The 19,148-nt window shown below is 33.5% G+C and carries 13 protein-coding genes; 7 read left to right on the top strand and 6 right to left on the bottom strand.

The genetic code is table 11. From position 1 onward, the window contains the following. Positions 1 to 46: 46 nt before the first annotated feature. Positions 47 to 739, top strand: a complete 693-nt coding sequence (locus tag B0A65_RS22100; RefSeq protein ID WP_074657380.1) for a hypothetical protein — start codon at positions 47 to 49, stop codon at positions 737 to 739. Positions 740 to 792: 53 nt separating this feature from the next. On the opposite strand, the gene B0A65_RS22095 is transcribed toward B0A65_RS22100, so the two are convergent. From B0A65_RS22095 to B0A65_RS22070, 6 genes are all read right to left on the bottom strand, one after another. Further along, a complete protein-coding gene (locus tag B0A65_RS22095; RefSeq protein ID WP_074657383.1) occupies positions 793 to 1,659 on the bottom strand; it encodes a mechanosensitive ion channel family protein in 867 nt (288 codons plus the stop codon). A gap of 87 nt (positions 1,660 to 1,746) precedes the next feature. Then, on the bottom strand, positions 1,747 to 2,184 hold the full coding sequence (locus B0A65_RS22090; RefSeq protein ID WP_026982233.1) for an acyl-CoA thioesterase: 438 nt from the start codon (positions 2,182 to 2,184) through the stop codon (positions 1,747 to 1,749). A 164-nt stretch (positions 2,185 to 2,348) separates the two neighbouring features. Then, positions 2,349 to 3,578 (bottom strand): RNA polymerase sigma factor, encoded by a 1,230-nt coding sequence (locus tag B0A65_RS22085; protein WP_074657385.1) that lies wholly within the window; start codon positions 3,576 to 3,578, stop codon positions 2,349 to 2,351. A gap of 33 nt (positions 3,579 to 3,611) precedes the next feature. Continuing rightward, positions 3,612 to 3,962, bottom strand: coding sequence for a YciI family protein (locus B0A65_RS22080; RefSeq protein WP_074657388.1), 351 nt, complete (start codon positions 3,960 to 3,962; stop codon positions 3,612 to 3,614). Between the two features lie 46 nt (positions 3,963 to 4,008). After that, positions 4,009 to 4,461, bottom strand: coding sequence for a carboxymuconolactone decarboxylase family protein (locus B0A65_RS22075; protein ID WP_074657391.1), 453 nt, complete (start codon positions 4,459 to 4,461; stop codon positions 4,009 to 4,011). 90 nt (positions 4,462 to 4,551) lie between these two features. After that, positions 4,552 to 5,817, bottom strand: a complete 1,266-nt coding sequence (locus B0A65_RS22070; protein ID WP_074657394.1) for a Na+/H+ antiporter — start codon at positions 5,815 to 5,817, stop codon at positions 4,552 to 4,554. Positions 5,818 to 6,199: 382 nt separating this feature from the next. Here B0A65_RS22070 and dnaK point away from each other — a divergent pair, with 382 nt between their 5' ends. From dnaK to B0A65_RS22040, 6 genes are all read left to right on the top strand, one after another. After that, positions 6,200 to 8,083, top strand: coding sequence for a molecular chaperone DnaK (gene dnaK, locus B0A65_RS22065; RefSeq protein ID WP_026982239.1), 1,884 nt, complete (start codon positions 6,200 to 6,202; stop codon positions 8,081 to 8,083). A 195-nt stretch (positions 8,084 to 8,278) separates the two neighbouring features. Continuing rightward, positions 8,279 to 9,349, top strand: coding sequence for a magnesium/cobalt transporter CorA (gene corA / locus B0A65_RS22060; protein ID WP_074657396.1), 1,071 nt, complete (start codon positions 8,279 to 8,281; stop codon positions 9,347 to 9,349). Positions 9,350 to 9,381: 32 nt separating this feature from the next. Continuing rightward, on the top strand, positions 9,382 to 11,475 hold the full coding sequence (pta, locus tag B0A65_RS22055) for a phosphate acetyltransferase (protein WP_074657398.1): 2,094 nt from the start codon (positions 9,382 to 9,384) through the stop codon (positions 11,473 to 11,475). A gap of 159 nt (positions 11,476 to 11,634) precedes the next feature. Next, positions 11,635 to 12,819 (top strand): acetate/propionate family kinase, encoded by a 1,185-nt coding sequence (locus tag B0A65_RS22050; RefSeq protein ID WP_074657400.1) that lies wholly within the window; start codon positions 11,635 to 11,637, stop codon positions 12,817 to 12,819. Between the two features lie 337 nt (positions 12,820 to 13,156). After that, on the top strand, positions 13,157 to 15,901 hold the full coding sequence (locus B0A65_RS22045; protein ID WP_074658304.1) for a helix-turn-helix and ligand-binding sensor domain-containing protein: 2,745 nt from the start codon (positions 13,157 to 13,159) through the stop codon (positions 15,899 to 15,901). A gap of 244 nt (positions 15,902 to 16,145) precedes the next feature. Continuing rightward, on the top strand, positions 16,146 to 19,148 hold the full coding sequence (locus B0A65_RS22040) for a SusC/RagA family TonB-linked outer membrane protein (protein ID WP_074657402.1): 3,003 nt from the start codon (positions 16,146 to 16,148) through the stop codon (positions 19,146 to 19,148).

The raw sequence follows: 19,148 nt of genomic DNA, 5'->3' as shown, positions 1-19,148 counted from the left end.
TAGTCTTTAAATTAGAGTAAGAATGTTGTCAGCTAAACTTAGTATTATGAAAAAAACAATACTTTTACTCTTGCTCACAGTCCCCACATTTGCCCAGGAAATCAATACATTTGATTTCGCAGTTATAAACTCTACCTTAATATCAGCCAATATCGATCTTGATAAAGGACGGAGCGTTGTCGCGGCCAATAAAGATCAATATTCCACTTATTTTCAGTACGCTTTTGATATGTGTGACGAAGATATTATTTTTGGTGCCGGAATTGACAAGTCGGAAATTGACCGAACCTATATTGGTTATATTGGAAAAATTTGTGGCAAATTCAGGGCCACAATTGGTCTGGGTTATTTAGAATCGAGAAGCGGTTATGACGGAACCTTTACCGGTTTTAGTGTTTCATGGCATTTTTCTGAAAACACTTATATTGGTGGAAATCTTGAAAACCTGCACTCAACAAGTGTTGATTATGAAACCGATGAAAGCTTTGATTACTATAAAAAATTAGTTCCAAAGGTTTTTGGAAGTTATGAAGTTATTCCCAACGTTATTGTTTTCGGGCAATTGAGTAGTAGGGTAAATGATATTGCTTTAAAATATCAGGTTCGTCGTTTTTCAGCCGGTGGATTTTATTCCGGGCATGGAGTAGAAGGCATCTTTGGAACCGTTAACCTGGGCCGATTTGCAATTTCCTGCAGTACAACTTTTGATAAAGTGAATTTTGGTTTGAAGTTTCAGTAAAGTGTCAGGCCACGGATTTGACATATTAAATGGCTTGTTGGGGATATTTTTGCCTATTTTGGGGATTCTTCAGGGCTTGTTTTATCTTTCTTTAATGTGACAACCCTCTGTGGATACGGAATATCAATGTTTGCTTCATCAAAACGTTTTTTGATGCTTTGTAGCAAATCACAATACATTACAAAACCATCTGTAGAGTTTTTAGCCCAAGCCCACGCTTTTAAGGTTACACTTGAATCAGCCAATGCCACAACACGCGCCACAACCAAAGGCGTTTTTTGCTTTTTAGTTTCAGCAGTTCTTGTATCAATAAAAAGAGGATGTTTGGCAATTTCATCTTTCATGATTTCTAATGCTTTTTCGACATCAGAATCATAACCAATTCCGATTTCGATTATTTTACAGCATTTTGTGTCATGCATGTTGGTGTTTACAATAATTTGATTACTAATGACTGCATTCGGAATAATGATTCGGTTGTTTTCGGCATCTTTCAAAACAACTTGTCTAAGATTTATATCTTCAACTGTGCCGACAAAATTATTGATCGTGATTTTATCGTTGATTCTAAAAGGTTTAAAAATGACCAAAAAAATACCGCTGACGATATTACTTAAAGCTTGTTGAGAAGCCAAACCAGCAACTAAAGAAATCATTCCGGCACCTGCTAAAACAGAATGACCAATAATTTTAAACTCCGGAATTTGTATTAAGGCAAAAGCAAAGCCAAGAATGTAAATTACCGTTATAATTAAATGTTTTAAAAACTTAAATCCAGTTGCATCATAGTCTTTATTAGCCTGTTTGCGATACAGAAAATAGCGAAGTACTTTATCGGTTATTGCACCAAGAATAATTGTTGTAATAGCGATAATAGCTATAAAAATCCCTATTCTAAAGTCTTTTAAGTAATCAATCATAATTTTTGATTTAAGAAAAAATCCAAAAAACAGATTTTAAATACTGTTTTTTGGATTTGATAAAGTTATGAAAAAGGAAGTTTATTTTTATAAACCGACGAAATCATCACTTTTTGGGAAAATACTCAAAGCTTCAATAGCGATTTCTGGCGTTGGAGAAGCTAATTTACGAAGTTTTGTATCCATCCACGCACCATCAACTGTAATGGTAGCGCAAAGAGTGTCATCTTCTCTTCTAAATTCGTGAATGATTGACCAACGAGAAGCGTCAGCTTTCATTTTTGATGTTTTGGTATGAATGAATATTTTGTCTGAAAGTTTTAGTTCTTTTCTAAAAACACATTCTTCTCTAAATAAAACCGGACCAAAACCCTGTGTTTGCATAACTCGTAGGGTTAAACCCAATTCTTCAAGAATTTCAATACGATGTTGTGCGCCAAAATCGTAATAAGCACTATGACGAACGTGGAAATTAGGGTCAAGATCAGACCAGCGAAAAGAAATTTCTTTAATAAATGAAGCCATTTTTTATTGTATTTTAATTTTTATTACGATTGTTTTTCAAAGAATTTATTCTTTAAAAAAGAAATCATTTTTAGAAAATCGAAATTACGAATAAAAAAGTAAAAAGTGGTTGGAAAAGCAGTAATATTATGCATGCATATAAAAATTACTTTTGAAAAATACTCTTATTTAATCAAATTAATGTTTTTGATTATGGTTGCCTTATCTGCTGGAGAACTGCTAATTTGCAGCGCTTTTTCGAAATTTTCTATGGCTTTCTTATTGTCAATATCAGTGTAAAGATTCCCTAATAAGGAGTAATAAAACGGGTTTTGGGTAAGGTCTAATTTTTCGGCTTCTATAATTGCTTCTTTTTTGCCATTTGTCTTAGCTAAGGCAAAAGTTCTGTTCAAAGCCGCAATTGGTGAATATTCCAGAATGAGAAGGTGATTATAAAGCTGCAGTATATTTTGCCATTTTTCGGCAGTATTTTCCTTCTGAGTATGCCAATAAGCGATGCTGGCTTCAAGATGGTATTTTGAAAGTTTGTTTCCAGTTGATGCCTGAACCAAATAAAATTGGCCTTTCTCTATTAATTCCTGATTCCACAATGATTCATCCTGATCCTGATACAAGATTGTTTCGCCATTTTCATTTGTTCTGGCATCAAATCTTGAACTATGAAAGCACATTAAGGAAAGTAATGCGTTTGCTGCCGGAAGATTGGTTGTAGGATTTTCGATTAATAAAAAAGTCAATCGCATGGCTTCTGCGCAAAGATCTTTTCGGAGAATGGTATTTTGCGAAGTAGAATAATAACCTTCAGAAAATAATAAATATAAAGTTGTTAAAACAGTTTCTAAGCGATTGTTGATTTCAGAAATGGTAGGTTGTTCAATTCTAATATTGGCTTCTTTAAGCTTTTCTTTTGCCCGATTGATTCTCTTGTAAATAACTTCTTTATTGGTTAAAAAACCATCTGCTATTTCCTGAATTCCAAATCCGCATAATAAATTTAAAGCCAGTGCAATTTGTGCTTCGGCAGAATTTACCGGATTACAAACCGTAAATATCATTGCTAATTGACTGTCATTAATATTTTTATTTGATAAATCAATTTCAATTTCTTCTGATTTACTTGCTGTATGTTTTATTTCGACAGCAAGTTTTTGTTCAAAAAGAGCATTTCGTTTTAAGTAATTTTTGGTTTTGTTTTTAGCCACAGTATAAAGCCAGGCTGTGGGATTTTCAGGAATTCCTTTTATACTCCATGTTTCGGTTGCTGCGAGAAAAGTATCACTTGTAATATCTTCGGCAATTTCAATATTTTCGATTCCAAACAAATAACAGAGTACCGAAACTATTTTTCGGTACTCTGTTCTGAATAAATTAGGTAAAAGCTGACTTTCTTCCATAATTTTAAGTACAATCAGGAATAAAATTAAAGATTAATAGGTTCCTGTAACCGCCATACGTATTTCGACATTACCGCCTAAATCTAATATTGGGCAACCATTTGCAATAGCAACAGCTTCGTCATAATCGGCAGCTTTTATCATAATTAATCCGCCAATTGATTCTTTAATTTCAACGTAAGGTCCATTAATGACGTTTTTATTTGTGGTTACAATTTTTCCTGTACCATCCCAACGTTGTAGAGGTTTCGCCAATTTGTCCTGCGCTGCAATTCCGCCCAGCCAGTCTTGCCACAATTTTAATGAATCTTGCAATTCCTGTGGTGAGGGTTGCGTTTCCTTAGTGCTAAAATCTCTGCGAAATATTAATACAAATTCGTTCATGATGTTATTTTTTTGATGTTATAAATCAGTTTCTTTTTGCGTTTAATTAACCAAATTGCCCCACTTTGTAAGTTCCGGGTTCATTAGGAAAAGCAAGATTAATACGGTTCCAGGTATTAATGTTTGTGATAGCTAAAGTTAAATCAATTAATTCTTGTTGTGTGAATTCTTTTGCTGCTTCGTTGTAAACTGAATCCGTTACCTCACATTTAGTTAAAGCTTCTGCCCAGGCAAACGCAGCTCTTTCGCGGTTAGTGTAATATCCTGCTTCTCTCCAGGCACTTAATCCGTATAATCTTTGTTCTGTTTCGCCTTTATCACGCGCATCTTTGTAATGCATGTCAAGGCAATAAGCACATTGATTAATTTGAGAAACCCTAAAAAATACTAATTCTAAAAGAGCTAATTCAACAGGAGATTTTTTCAAATATCCGCCAATTGGGTAAAGTGTTTTTAATGCGTTTTGTCCTTTTTCGTGAATGTTAATTCGATTTTCCATTTTGTTTAAATTTTATATTATAAATGTTGTTATAATGGAATAACAATCGAACTTTCAGAATTGGACAAATTATTTTATTTTTTTTTAAAATTATTTTTCTTCCTCTTTAATATCTAATTTTTTGACAATCCACGGAAGTGAAAGTCCTTGTCCCACAATGGTTAATAGTACAACCGCTACGGAAATAAATAATATTGCATTTCGTTCAGGGAAAGGCGTTCCGTCAGGAAGATGTTTTGGTAAACCTAAGGCAATGGCGAGAGAAACAATCCCGCGCATTCCGGACCATGCAATAACGATACTATTTTTAGAATCTAGTAAGGCATGTTCGCTGACTTTTCGTTTTTTTCGATCATTTTTCTGAAAAGCTTTTTGCAGATTTATTTTCTGAAAAAAGATTCTTATCATTCTGGTTAATAAGGCTACGACGGTTATAATGGCAGCATAACCAATGTAGAGCAGGATCATATCATTATCAATGTCTTTTAGGATATATCGAAAATTGAGTCCAATTAGGATAAAAATTAATCCGTTTAGAATAAAGATAATAACGTCCCAAAGATTTTTGGAATTGTTTTTTAAACTCTCCGGAAAGATCTTTTTACTAAAACGCGATATCGATAAACCCAAGCAAACAACTGCAATTACGCCCGAAACATGCAAGTGTTCTGCAACGAGATAAGTGACAAAAGGCATTAAAAGCATGAAGCTAACGGTGACATTTATGTTTTTACGGACTTTGGTAAGAATGAACGCCAGAATTTTGGCCATTACAAAACCAACTAAAAACCCGCCTGCTAATAAAAGTACAAACTGAAATGTTGCTTTCCAGATGATAAAGGCAGAACCCATTGCGGTGGCCACTGCAAAACGATAAGCAACTAGTGCCGAAGCATCGTTAATTAGACTTTCGCCTTCGAGTATGGTAATGGTCTTTTCTGGTATTCCGAGGCCTTTTGTAACGTTTACTGCAGCAACTGCATCAGTAGCAGAAAGTATGGCTCCCAGTACAAAAGATAACGGCCAGGTCATACCGGGAATTAAATAATGAGAAACTACGGCAATCCAAAAGGTTGTTAGAAAAACAAGTGGTATAGCTAAAGTACTTATCGTACTAAGATTTGTTTTGAAATGTTTAGGCGAAATATTAAACGAAGCATCATACAATAGAGGAGGAAGAAATATCAGGAAGATAATCTCCGGATTGATTTCGATTTCTGCCATTGTTGGTATGAAACCAATGGCAACTCCAACTATTACCAAAAGAATAGGATAGGGAATTTTTGATTTGTCAGCAAATGCAGAAAGACCAATGACAATGGCCAGTATAAAAATGATGATGGTGTAATTTTCCATTAAATAGATTTAGTGAATTTAGGAATAGCTAATTTAATTAAAAAGATTTTGGTTTTAATGGCAATAAAATGTTCTTTTGAAAGAGAGTGCCCTAGCCCCGATAGAGGCGGTATCCTTTTTTGAGGCGATTTTTCTTCGCCTTAAAAAAGATATAGCCGAAAGCGGGAAACAGCTACTAAAAATAACAACAAAAGCTCTTGATAATGACACGTAAAGTACTGATATGCCACGTCTGTCAGGTTTTTAAAATGTCATGTTGTCAGATAATTTTTAATGTGCCGACATGAAAACTGACAATTTACTTTGGTTTTTTATATTGGCACAAAGATTGACTTATGCCACCTGAGTTATAAAATGTATATCAAAATTAAATATATAAAAAATGGGTAAAATAATCGGAATTGACTTAGGTACGACGAACTCTTGTGTTTCTGTAATGGAAGGTAACGAAGCAGTTGTTATTCCTAACGCAGAAGGAAAAAGAACAACTCCATCTATCATCGCTTTTGTTGAAGGTGGCGAAATTAAAGTAGGTGATCCTGCAAAAAGACAAGCAGTAACTAATCCAACAAAGACTATTGCTTCTATCAAACGTTTTATGGGACATTCTTTTGCTGAAATCACTGAGGAAGCAAAAAGAGTACCTTATTCAGTAGTAAAAGGTGACAACAATACTCCACGTGTGGATATTGATGGTCGTTTATATACTGCACAGGAATTGTCAGCAATGACTCTTCAAAAAATGAAAAAAACTGCTGAAGACTATTTAGGTCAAACAGTTACTGAAGCAGTTATTACTGTTCCTGCTTACTTTAACGATGCACAACGTCAGGCTACTAAAGAAGCTGGTGAAATTGCTGGTCTTAAAGTTATGCGTATCATCAACGAGCCAACTGCTGCTGCACTTGCTTACGGATTAGATAAAAAAGGAACTGATCAAAAAATTGCTGTTTACGATTTAGGTGGAGGTACTTTTGATATCTCTGTTCTTGAATTAGGAGACGGAGTTTTCGAAGTATTGTCTACAGATGGAGACACTCACTTAGGAGGAGATGATTTTGACCATACTATTATTGACTGGTTAGCTGACGAATTTAAAGCTGAAGAAGGTATCGATTTGCGTCTTGACCCAATGTCATTGCAACGTATCAAAGAAGCTGCTGAGAAAGCAAAAATTGAATTGTCATCTTCTGCAGAAACTGAAATCAACTTACCATACGTAACTGCTACAGCTTCAGGACCAAAACACTTAGTTAAAAAATTAACTAGAGCTCAATTTGAAAAATTAACTGATTCATTAGTAAAACGCTCTATGGCACCAGTTGCTAAAGCGTTGAAAAATGCAGGTTTATCTGTTTCTGATATTGACGAAGTTATCTTGGTTGGAGGTTCTACTCGTATCCCAAGAATTGTTGAAGAAGTTGAAAAATTCTTTGGTAAAAAAGCGTCTAAAGGAGTTAACCCTGATGAAGTTGTTGCAATTGGAGCAGCTATTCAAGGTGGAGTTCTTTCTGGAGATGTAAAAGATGTATTGTTACTTGACGTTACGCCTTTATCTTTAGGTATCGAAACTATGGGTGGTGTTATGACTATCTTAATTGAGGCTAATACAACTATCCCAACTAAAAAATCTCAAGTTTTCTCTACTGCTTCTGATTCTCAACCATCTGTTGAATTACACGTTCTTCAAGGTGCAAGAGCTATGGCTGTAGATAATAAAACTATCGGTCGTTTCCACTTAGATGGTATTCCACCAGCACCAAGAGGAGTTCCTCAAATCGAAGTTGCTTTTGATATTGATGCTAATGGTATCATCAAAGTAACTGCTACTGATAAAGGAACTGGTAAATCTCACGATATTCGTATCGAAGCTTCTTCTGGATTAACTTCTGAGGAAATCGAAAGAATGAAACAAGATGCTGAAGCTAACGCTGAATCTGACAAAATTGCAAGAGAAAGAGCTGAAAAAATAAATGAAGCAGACAGTACTATCTTCCAAACTGAAACTCAATTGAAAGAGTTAGGAGATAAAATTGCTGACGATCACAAAACAGCTATCGAGTTTGCTTTGACTGAATTAAGATTTGCTCACCAATCTCAAGATCTTGAGGCTATCCAAAAAGGATTAGACAATGTGAACGCTGCATGGAAAACTGCAACTGAAGCTATGTATGCTCAAGGTGATCAAGGTCAACAAGCAGCTCCACAACAAGAGCAATCGCAAGGTGACAATGTTGAAGACGTTGAATTCGAAGAAGTAAAATAATTATTTCTCGTAGAGGCGCGATTAATCGCGCCTCTACATTAATAAATTAAAAACCGGGTCAGAAATGACTCGGTTTTTTTTATGATTTTTATTGAATATGATTAGACGCGGCTAATCGCGTCTCTACTACAAAATGACATTTGTCATTTCCCGTTCAAAATCTTTTTCGTAATATTACTATATAAATCATTTTGAATGAGAAAGATAAAATACAAGAAAGGGCGCAAGCTACAACATATAACTTTAGAGTATACCGGCACGCAAAAAGAACATAAAACTGAAATGCAGCTTTTTGTTTATGATGATAATGATGTAATTGAATATGAGAAGTTTACAGTTGAATCACTGAATAGCTGTATTGATTATTCTAAAAACAACTGGCTTAATGTTCATGGACTGAACGATATTGGATTATTGAAAACAATAGGAGCTCATTTTAAATTAGATGATTTTCTTTTGGCAGATATTTTAAATACGACCAAAAGAACAAAATTAGAAGAACAACAAAATATCTTATTTTTTAATATTAAATCATTATTGCCTTCTGAATATTCAGATAATATAAGTGTTGAGCAAATTAGTTTTATTTTGAAAGACGGAATTCTGATTTCATTTCAGGAAAAGCGAAGTGATTTTTTTACACACATTCGGGAACGTCTTCGCACGCATGCAGGTATTGTGAGAACCAAAAAAGTGGATTATTTACTTTATTTATTATTGGATGCTGTAATGGAAAATTTCTATATTACAATTGAAGATGAGGAAGATAAAATTGAAGAACTAATCAATTTAACCAAAAGAGGTGCTGATCCCGTAATCTTGGAAAAAATTGAAAATCATCGGGATAATTTTAATTTTTTAAAGCGGTCAATCATTCCGCTTAGAGATTCTTTATACTATTTAAAAACTATAAAAGACGATGATACCTATAATGGAATTCAAAAAGAAACCTTTAGTTTTTTTGTTAGATTGCACCAAAAAAGTCTGGAACTTTTAGAGCAGATTGACTCGGATATGAGTTCGTTGGAAAGTGCTTCTAATTTTTATTTTTCGGAACAAAGCCGAAAAATGAATGAAATAATGAAAACGTTGACCATTATTTCGGCCATATTTATTCCGCTTACTTTTATTGTTGGGGTATATGGAATGAATTTTGAGTATATGCCGGAACTTAAAGAGAGAAACGGCTATTTTATCGTTATGGGAGCCATGTTTTTATTGGTTATAGCCCTGATTATCTATTTCAAAAAAAGACGTTGGTTTTAACGTTTATTAATTATTATTTCTAAATTTAAATTATGAGCAAAGCAGTATATATAGCCACCAGCGATCATAATAGCGGAAAATCTATTATTACATTAGGTTTGATGAGTATTTTAATTGGTAAAACGGCTAAGGTCGGGTATTTCAGACCTATTATAGAAGATTTTATCGATGGAGAGCAGGATAATCATATCGAAACAGTGCTGTCTTATTTTAACCTTGATATTAAGTTTGAAGAGGCTTACGCCATTACTAAAAGTAAATTAATTAAGAGAAAAAATAAAGGGAAAATAGGAGAGGTTCTTGATTTAATTATTGAGAAGTATAAAAAATTAGAAGAACGTTTTGATTTTGTTTTGGTTGAAGGAACCAGCTTTACAGGAGAAGGAACTTCAATTGAATTGGACCTAAATGTTTTAATTGCCAAAAATCTTGGAATTCCAACTATGATTATTGGTTCAGGAGTAGGGAAGACTCTAGAAGAATTAGTTGATAGTCTTTATTTGGTTTACGATTCATTTAAAGTAAAAGAGGTTGAAGTGTTATCGGTTTTTGCCAATAAAGTCCAGCCTGAAAATATTGAATTAGTTACCAAAAGTTTGCAGAAAAGTTTGCCAGCCAATGTTTTAGTAAATACTATTCCATTGATTTCAAGTTTAAATAATCCTACAATGCAGGAAATTGTTAATGAGCTTGGTGCAAAAGTAATGTTTGGAGAAAACTATTTAAACAATGAAATCGGACACTTTAGTGTAGGAGCAATGCAATTGCACAACTATCTGGTTCACTTGCATGATAATGCCCTGGTAATTACGCCTGGTGATCGTTCTGATATTATTCTTGGTGCTCTGCAGGCTAATGAATCAGTTAATTATCCAACCATTTCAGGAATCATCTTAACTGGAAATATTATTCCGGAAGAAAGTATCTTAAAACTTATTGAAGGGCTTTCGGCAATTGTTCCAATTATTGCTGTCGACGGAGGTACTTATAATATAACCAATAAAATAGGTTCGATAAAATCTGAAATCTATGCTAATAACACGCATAAAATCGAAACTTCAATTACCACTTTTGAAAAATATGTAGCAATTGAAGCTTTATCTGAAAGAGTAATTACTTTTGTTCCTGAAGGAATGACACCAAAAATGTTTCAGTACAATATGGTCAAAAGAGCCAAACAACACCGTAAACATATTGTTTTGCCTGAAGGAAATGACGATAGGATTATTACCGCTGCGTCGAGATTATTAGATATGGACGTGGTTGATATTTCAATTATTGGCGATAAAAAACAAATAGAAAGTAAAGTTGCTGAACTCGGAATTACTTTTGATTTTTCCAAAATAAAAATTATCAATCCAATTGAATCGGAATTTTATGAAGATTATGCCAATACCTATTATGAACTTCGAAAAGCCAAGAATGTAAGTATTACAATGGCAAGGGATTTAATGGAGGATGTTTCTTATTTTGGAACGATGATGGTTTATAAGGGCCACGCTGACGGAATGGTTTCAGGAGCTGCACATACCACGCAGCACACTATTTTACCAGCATTGCAATTCATAAAAACAAAACCTAATTCATCTGTAGTTTCCTCTGTGTTTTTTATGTGTTTAGAAGACAGGGTTTCTGTTTTTGGAGATTGTGCCATTAATCCAAACCCAACAGCAGAACAATTGGCAGAAATTGCGATTTCATCAGCAGATTCAAGTTCGGCTTTCGGAATTGAACCTAAAATTGCGATGCTTTCCTATTCTTCGGGTACTTCAGGAAAAGGTGATGAAGTAGAGAAAGTAAGAACGGCAACAGAAATAGTGAAACAAAAGCGTCCTGATTTAAAAATTGAAGGGCCAATTCAGTACGACGCCGCAGTAGACCGCGCCGTAGGAAAAAGTAAAATGCCAGATTCTGAAGTCGCAGGGCAGGCAAGTGTACTAATTTTCCCCGATTTAAATACCGGAAATAATACATATAAAGCCGTTCAAAGAGAGACGGGAGCATTGGCCATTGGACCAATGTTGCAAGGTTTAAACAAGCCGGTAAACGATTTAAGCCGTGGTTGTACTGTTGATGATATTATTAATACAGTGGTAATTACTGCAATTCAGGCACAAGGACTTTAATTAATTATTAGTTATGAATTATTAATGATAATTTGGAGAGTAAACTACTGTCAAAAAAAACTAACCCTATCTAAAATAAATTAAATATTGAAATGCTTTGAGCATTTGAAAAAAACTCAGAAACTTAGTGTCTTAGTACCTTAGCAACTTTAAAAAAAAATGAAAATACTAATCATAAACTCAGGAAGTTCATCAATAAAATATCAATTAATGGTCATGCCAACAAATGAAGTAATTTGTTCTGGTATGATCGATAGAATTGGATTGGAAACTTCAAATATTACGTTTAAAACGGCAATCGGTTCTCGTGAGGAAATGTTACCTATTCCAAATCATAAAGTGGGTTTGCAGAAAGTAGCTAATATGCTTTTGGATGCTGAAAAAGGAGTTATAAAATCGACTTCAGAAATTGCAGCGGTTGGTCATCGTGTCGTTCATGGAGGAAGTGACTTTAGTGACACAGTGAAAATTGACGAAAAGGTAAAAGCAAAAATCAAGCAGCTTTTTGAACTGGCTCCTTTACATAATCCCGCTAATTTAGAAGGAATTAATGTTGCAGAAGAAATCTTTAGCTCGGCTGTGCAAATTGCTGTTTTTGATACTGCTTTTCATCAAACAATGCCTGAAGTAGCGTATAAATATGCGATTCCTAATTATCTTTTGACAGAAAATAAAGTGCGTGTGTATGGTTTTCACGGAACGAGCCACAAATATGTTTCTGAAAAAGCAATTGATTTTTTAGAGCATAATTCTAAAATCATTACTATTCATTTAGGAAATGGCTGTAGTATGGCCGCGGTTAAAAACGGCAAATGCATCGACACCACAATGGGGTTTTCTCCATCAAATGGTTTAATTATGGGGACACGTTCCGGAGATATTGATCAGTCGGTGGTTTTTTATATGATTAAAAATCTTGGTTACACGGCTGACGAAGTAAATGCAGTTTTATTAAAACAAAGTGGTATGCTCGGACTTACTGGCTACAGTGACTTACGTGATATTGAAGCTGAAGCTGAAAAAGGAAATAAGGAATGTCAGTTGGCTTTGCAAATGAATGCTTATCGCATTAAAAAGTTTATAGGCGCCTATGCTGCAGTATTAAATGGCCTGGATGCCATTGTTTTTACAGCAGGAATTGGTGAAAACTCTTCGTATATGCGCAAATTAGTTTGTACGGACATGGAGTATTTCGGAATTGAAATAGATGAAGAAAAGAACCAAATTCGCTCGAAAGCGATTAGAGAAATCAATAAAGCAAACTCAAAAACTAAAGTTTTGGTTGTGCCAACAGATGAAGAATATGAAATTGCCAATCAGGTTTACCAATTGATTCAGAACTAGATTTTTAGAGTCTAACAGTTTTTTAAAAATATAAACTAAAGATGCCCCTAACTAAAATTTCGCTTACAAAAATATATATTGAATCCTTAAAAGGAAAAAAAGAGTAATTTGAAACTTAGAATTGGCGTATCGATTTTTTCTCTGTTGATTCTTTTAATAGTTACATAAGTGTTGGTTTGATACTTCGAATTCAAATTTTTATTTTTTTAAATAGTAGTTATTGTAATAAATGCATTTCTATTATTAGAAACACTTACAGATAGCAAGCTCCTCATTTGAGGAGCTTTTTTTACTTATTGAATATTTGTCAGTATCTTTGAATATAAATCCGAATATTTTGAAATCGATACTTTTAAAATCACTTTTCTTCTTTTTCATCGCTTCTCAAATTCAAGCACAAGAATTACTTCCTTTCGTTGAAAATTATAATAAATCAAATTATCAGGGTGACAACCAAATATGGAATGTTGTTCAGGGAAAAGATAATGCCATGTATTTTGCTAATAACCATTATTTACTGCGATATGATGGCGTAAAATGGGAGAAATATACCTTACCTAATAAAACTATTATTCGTTCGATTTTGATTGAAGGAGACCGAATTTATTCGGGTTCTTATAAGGAGTTTGGGTATTGGTATCGAAAAGACGGCAAAATGCAATATGTTTCAATTACCAAAAATCTACGTTTGTTTGATGAAAAAGATAATGAAGAGATCTGGAAAATATTCAGATTTAATGGTTCTTTATACTTTCAGTCTTTCAATGATGTTTTTATTTATAATGGAAAGCACATTCAAAAAATTAAATTCCCATTTTTAATCTCCTATTGTTTTGTAGTCGATCAAAACCTTTATGTTGCTTCTGTAGCGAAAGGTACTTTTAAAATGAATGGTCCAAGAATTGCAAATCCAAAAGGCTGGAATGTTCTAAAAAACTGTGTTGTTCATGCCATTGAAAAATATCAAAACAAGACTTATATTTTTACACAGAAAAAAGGAATTTTTACCGTAGAAAAAGAGGGTTTAAAGCCTTGGAATAATCCATTAAATGAAATTTTAAAAAGTTCTACAATTAATGTAGGCAAGTTCACTAAAAACAATAAACTTATTGTAGGTACCGGAAACCGGGGTGTTTTTATTTATGATTTTAAATCTGATACCTATAAAAATATTGACAGAAAAAATGTTTTAATGAATAACTCCATTCTGAGTGTTGGTTTTGACAAAGAAAATGATTTATGGTTAGGTTTAGATAATGGAATTGCGCATGTTGAAATCAATTCGCCTATTTCGATCTTTTATGATAATTCAGGTGTTCTAGGTTCTGTCTATTCAGTAGCAACAACAAACAAAGGTTATTTAATAGCAACAAATCATGGTGTTTTTGAATTTGATTCGGGCAAGTTTAAAATGATGCCCAATACTCAGGGACAGGCGTGGAATATTACAGAAATTAATAATAAATATATTATTGGTCACAACGATGGCACATTTTCATATGATAATGGTTCTTTGTTGAAAATAAATAATATTAGTGGCGGATGGAATTTGTCCAAAAGCAGCATTAATAATAATTATTTTCAATCAACTTATAGTGGTGTTGTTGTTTACGATAATCCTTCAGATTTAACCCAAAAGAAAGTAATAAAAGATCTTTCTAAGCCTATAAAATATGTAGCTCAGAACAAAAAAAATGAAATTTGGGCAGCAGATAATTATAGAGGGTTGTATCGAGTTGTATATGATGATAATTTTAAAACTAAAAAGGTTGAAAATATCACACAACAAAGCAAAATTAAAAACGATTTTGGGGTTAAGATATTTGAGTTCAGAAATGAAATTTTATTTCTGATCAATAATTCGTGGTACACTTATAATTCAATAAGCAACAAACTCGAGGAGAATGAATTATTCAATCAGAATTTTAAAAATGTTTCTGATATAATAAATATCGATGAAGACCATTTTATGGTACTTCAGGATGGAATTTTATACCATATTAAAGCTACCGGAAATAAATTTCTGTGGAATATTATTCAGGCAAAGTATTATAAAGGAAAATTAATCAACGATAACTTAAGGATTTTTAAACATGCCAACCACTATTTGCTAAATCTTGACGATGGCTTTATATCCTTACAGTTGAAATATGAGAATAAGCAAAATCCGTCCGTTAAGATTGAATCTTTTAATGAGGGAGATTTAGTACCAAATGATTCAAAAATCAAATACAATACAGAATTGCAGATCAATGTCATTTCTGGAATTTACGGAGCGAGTAAACCAAATTTGTTTTATAAATTGGATAATGACAAGGAATTTATTCCAGTTTTAAACGGATTAATTGTTTTAAATAATTTAAGCAGTGGAAGCCATACTGTAAAAGTATACAAACACGATGGTGCAAATTATGACACAGTTGCCAATTTTGATTTTAGTGTTGCAAAGCCCTGGTATTTTTCATTTTGGATGATTTTGTTGTACTTATTAATAATTGGAGCAGTATTGTTTTTCTATTACAAATGGAACAAACTTCGTTATATGCAAAAATTAAGATTGCAGGCAGAAGAATTGAAACATCAGAGGGAAATTCTTGAAATGGAATTAAAAGCAGAGAATGAACTAAATATGCAGGAATACCAGAAACATATTTTGGAACTTGAATTGCAGACTAAATCTTCTGAAGTTGCCGGAAAATCATTATCGATTGCGAAACAAAGTGAAATGATTGAAAACATCCAGAATATTCTGGATTCTGAAAAAGACTTTAACAAACTCAAAAGTGAAATTAAAAAGGCAATTAAGATTAATGAAGTGAATAAACATGAATGGGAGATTTTTGAAACCAATTTGAATCAGATCCATAACGAATTTATTATTAACCTCTCAAAAAAATATCCAAACCTTACACCAAAGGATATAAAACTGTGTGTTTATTTGAAAATGAACCTTTCTTCTAAAGAAATTGCGCCCATGATGAATATCTCTTTCAGGGGTGTAGAATTGCACAGATATCGCTTAAGAAAGAAATTAAGTCTCTCGCAGGAAGAAAACCTGTCCAAGTTTTTATTAAGTGTGTAAGATTTGTAGTTGATTTTTAAAGATTTTACATTTTTAAACCTCATTTTTTATATAATTCCAACACATCATTACTACATCATAACGTTGTGTTAAGGAAATTTATTTAACATTTATAGTGTTAATTTTCAATAGTATACAATTGTTTTTTAACATAATGATGTAGCTGTGTAGTAGTGGTATTTGATGTACTACAACGTTGTAATTGTTTAATTTGGCTCTACTAACTTAAACGATTACAAACTGTATGAAAAATTTTATTTTTAGCTTTTTAGCGCTCTTATTGCTGCCGGCTTATATGTCTGGGCAAGCAATTAAAGGAAAGGTAGTGGATGGCAGTGGAATGGGAGTTCCGGGGGCAGTTATTAGTGCTCCACAATCCCGAACCTCTGTTGATGCCGATTTCGACGGAAATTTTACAATTAATGCAAAAGCTGGTGAACTTTTAAAAGTTTCAATGCTTGGGTTTGATGCGGTTTCTGTACCAGCAACTTTAGCTCCAATGACCATAACATTAAAAGAGGCAGAAGATACTGCTTTGAAAGAAGTAGTAGTTATTGGATATGGTACCAGAAAGAAAATTGATAATACTTCAGCTGTAAGCTCAATTAAGTCTGAAGAAATCACAAAAATGAAAGTGTTAAATGCTTCTCAGGCTATTCAAGGTAAAGCTGCTGGGGTTCAGGTATCTACATCAGATGCACCTGGAAGCACACCTTCAGTTGTGATCAGGGGAGCTGGTACTGCATTAGGAGGAAGAAATCCTCTATATGTTGTAGACGGTATGCCTACTGAAAATATCAATAATATTAATACTAATGATATCACATCTTATGAGATTTTAAAAGATGCCTCCTCATTAGCTATTTATGGAACCAGAGGTGCGAATGGTGTAATAATGATTACAACAAAAGCAGGGAAAGGGAAACTTACTGTAGATGTTGAAAGTTTTGCAGGTATTAGAAGTCCTTTGAAAAAAGTAAAAATGGCTAATAGTGACGAATATGTTCGCTATAGCAATGCTGCTTACAGCAACGATTTCCCACAAGGAAGATTTTCTGCAAATCAGCCTTACAATACAGATTGGTTAGATGCGATTACAAGAACGGGAACTTATACCCAAAATAATATTGCAATCTCAGGATCTTCAGAAAATGTAAAATACTTTTTTAGTGTTGGAAATTACGAAGAAAAAGGAATTTTGAACGGATCTGATTATGGACGTACTACGATCAGAAACAATAATGAGTTTAAACTTTCAGAAAAAGTTAAAATAACTCAAAATTTAAGTGTAAGTACTATTAAGAATACACCAATGCCTTTGAGCGCATTTACGAATGCTTACAGACAATCGCCATTAGTTCCTGTACGCTACGCTGACGGAAAATATGGAGTGCCATTTGTGTCAAATGGAGTTGTAGCAGAAACAGGAGAATCATTTAACAATGTTGGAAATCCTGTAGCTCAATTGGATTATACAAATGAACAGCAACAAACGGTTATGTTGCAAGGTGGATTAAAATTAGATTACGATATTATCAAATCTTTAAAATTTACTTCACAATTTAATGGAGAATTTTTTACTTACAAACAGTATAATTATGTGGATAATCAAGCACTTTGGTTATCTGCAGATCCAACTCGTGTAGTATCAGGGTATCCATCAGATTTGAATACAAACACTTTGACAAGAGGCAGAGACCAATATTTTAATTGGAATTTGTCGAACTACCTGACTTATAATAAAGTTTTTGCTGATATCCATGATGTTGAAGTTACAGCAGGTATTGAAGCGAATGTACAAGGAACGAGAGAAAAGCTAACTATTGACAGAAAAAATGTAAATGCAAACTCCAATTACTGGTCTTTAAAAGATGTTAATGTTGCAGCTAATGTTACAGGTTTAAAAGATGAAGCTTTGAACCAAAGAAGGCTTGCATCTTATTTTGCACGTTTTCAATATAAATTGTTAGACAGATATTTGCTTACAGGTACTGTAAGACGTGACGGATCGTCACAATTTGCTGAAGACAAACGTTGGGGAACATTTCCTTCTGTTGGTTTAGGTTGGGTTGTATCTAAAGAAAGCTTCTTAAGCAATGTAGAGCCAATTAATTTATTAAAAATTAGAGGATCCTGGGGTAGATTAGGAAATCAAAATGTACCACTTAATACGCAGTTACTAACTTCTGGATTAGATTATTCAGGCCTAGGTTCAGGTACTACAATAAATTCTCAGGTAGATCCTAACTTATCATGGGAGATTGTTGAGGAACTTTCAGGAGGTTTTGATTTTGAAGTATTGAACAGCAGATTAAAAGGATCTTTTGATTTATATGACAAAAATACAACAAATACAATTTTGAATGTTAAGCCATATTCAACTTCTGGAATTACGGTAGCTACACCTGCACATGTTGGAGAAGTATCTAACAAAGGTTATGAAATTGCATTGCGTTGGGATGATAAAATAAATGATAATTTAAGCTATTGGGTAGGAGGAAATTTTTCTCATAATAAAAATGAACTTACAAGCCTTAAAAATGTTCAGTTGAATCCAATTATTGGAGGAAGTTTAGGAAATGGTCAAAATACCAAAATTCTTGATAATACTTCAGTAGGACAACCTTTAGGTAGCTTTTTTATGTATGAGTACGCAGGAGTTGACCCAACAAACGGGCAAATGTTATACTACAAAGCAGATGGTTCTAAAGTTGCTCAGTCAGGTTTAGATGAACTTAAAGACAAAAAATATGTAGGTTCACTTTTACCAACTTCTAACTACGGAGTTAGTTTAGGATTAAACTACAAAAACATCGATTTTTCTGTTGACGGTTACGGAACGGGAGGGGCAAAAGTATATAATGGAAAAAAAGCACAACGTTTTGGAGGTGAAAACATCGAAGCTTCAACAGCTCGTGATTTCTGGACACCAACTAATACTACAGCTTCAAATCCTGCACCTTCTAATTTAACTCCTTTTGCTTCAACTTATTACCTGGAGTCAGCAGATTTTTTTAGAATCAATAACATTACTTTAGGATACAAACTTCCTCTTAAAGATGATCAATTTATTAGTTTTTGCCGAATTTATGTAAATGCAATTAACCCATTTATTACACAAAAATTCTCTGGATTTTCACCAGATGTTGTGTCTGATGGTAAGTTAGTTGAAGGTACTCAGGGGGTTGAATTAGATGCTTACCCATCATTGAGATCATTTGTTATAGGCGCAAATTTAAAATTTTAA

The organism is Flavobacterium frigidimaris, from assembly GCF_002217275.1.
Classification (GTDB): domain Bacteria; phylum Bacteroidota; class Bacteroidia; order Flavobacteriales; family Flavobacteriaceae; genus Flavobacterium; species Flavobacterium aquidurense.
The sequence above is the reverse complement of the archived record's forward strand: the minus strand, read 5'-3'. Positions and strand labels throughout refer to the sequence as shown.

Coding starts and splice junctions, on each gene's coding strand:
- dnaK (WP_026982239.1), top strand. CDS start 6,200: ATGGGTAAAATAATCGGAATTGACTTAGGTACGACGAACTCTTGTGTT.
- B0A65_RS22070 (WP_074657394.1), bottom strand. CDS start 5,817: ATGGAAAATTACACCATCATCATTTTTATACTGGCCATTGTCATTGGT.
- B0A65_RS22090 (WP_026982233.1), bottom strand. CDS start 2,184: ATGGCTTCATTTATTAAAGAAATTTCTTTTCGCTGGTCTGATCTTGAC.
- B0A65_RS22085 (WP_074657385.1), bottom strand. CDS start 3,578: ATGGAAGAAAGTCAGCTTTTACCTAATTTATTCAGAACAGAGTACCGA.
- pta (WP_074657398.1), top strand. CDS start 9,382: ATGAGCAAAGCAGTATATATAGCCACCAGCGATCATAATAGCGGAAAA.
- corA (WP_074657396.1), top strand. CDS start 8,279: ATGAGAAAGATAAAATACAAGAAAGGGCGCAAGCTACAACATATAACT.
- B0A65_RS22080 (WP_074657388.1), bottom strand. CDS start 3,962: ATGAACGAATTTGTATTAATATTTCGCAGAGATTTTAGCACTAAGGAA.
- B0A65_RS22050 (WP_074657400.1), top strand. CDS start 11,635: ATGAAAATACTAATCATAAACTCAGGAAGTTCATCAATAAAATATCAA.
- B0A65_RS22095 (WP_074657383.1), bottom strand. CDS start 1,659: ATGATTGATTACTTAAAAGACTTTAGAATAGGGATTTTTATAGCTATT.
- B0A65_RS22040 (WP_074657402.1), top strand. CDS start 16,146: ATGAAAAATTTTATTTTTAGCTTTTTAGCGCTCTTATTGCTGCCGGCT.
- B0A65_RS22075 (WP_074657391.1), bottom strand. CDS start 4,461: ATGGAAAATCGAATTAACATTCACGAAAAAGGACAAAACGCATTAAAA.
- B0A65_RS22100 (WP_074657380.1), top strand. CDS start 47: ATGAAAAAAACAATACTTTTACTCTTGCTCACAGTCCCCACATTTGCC.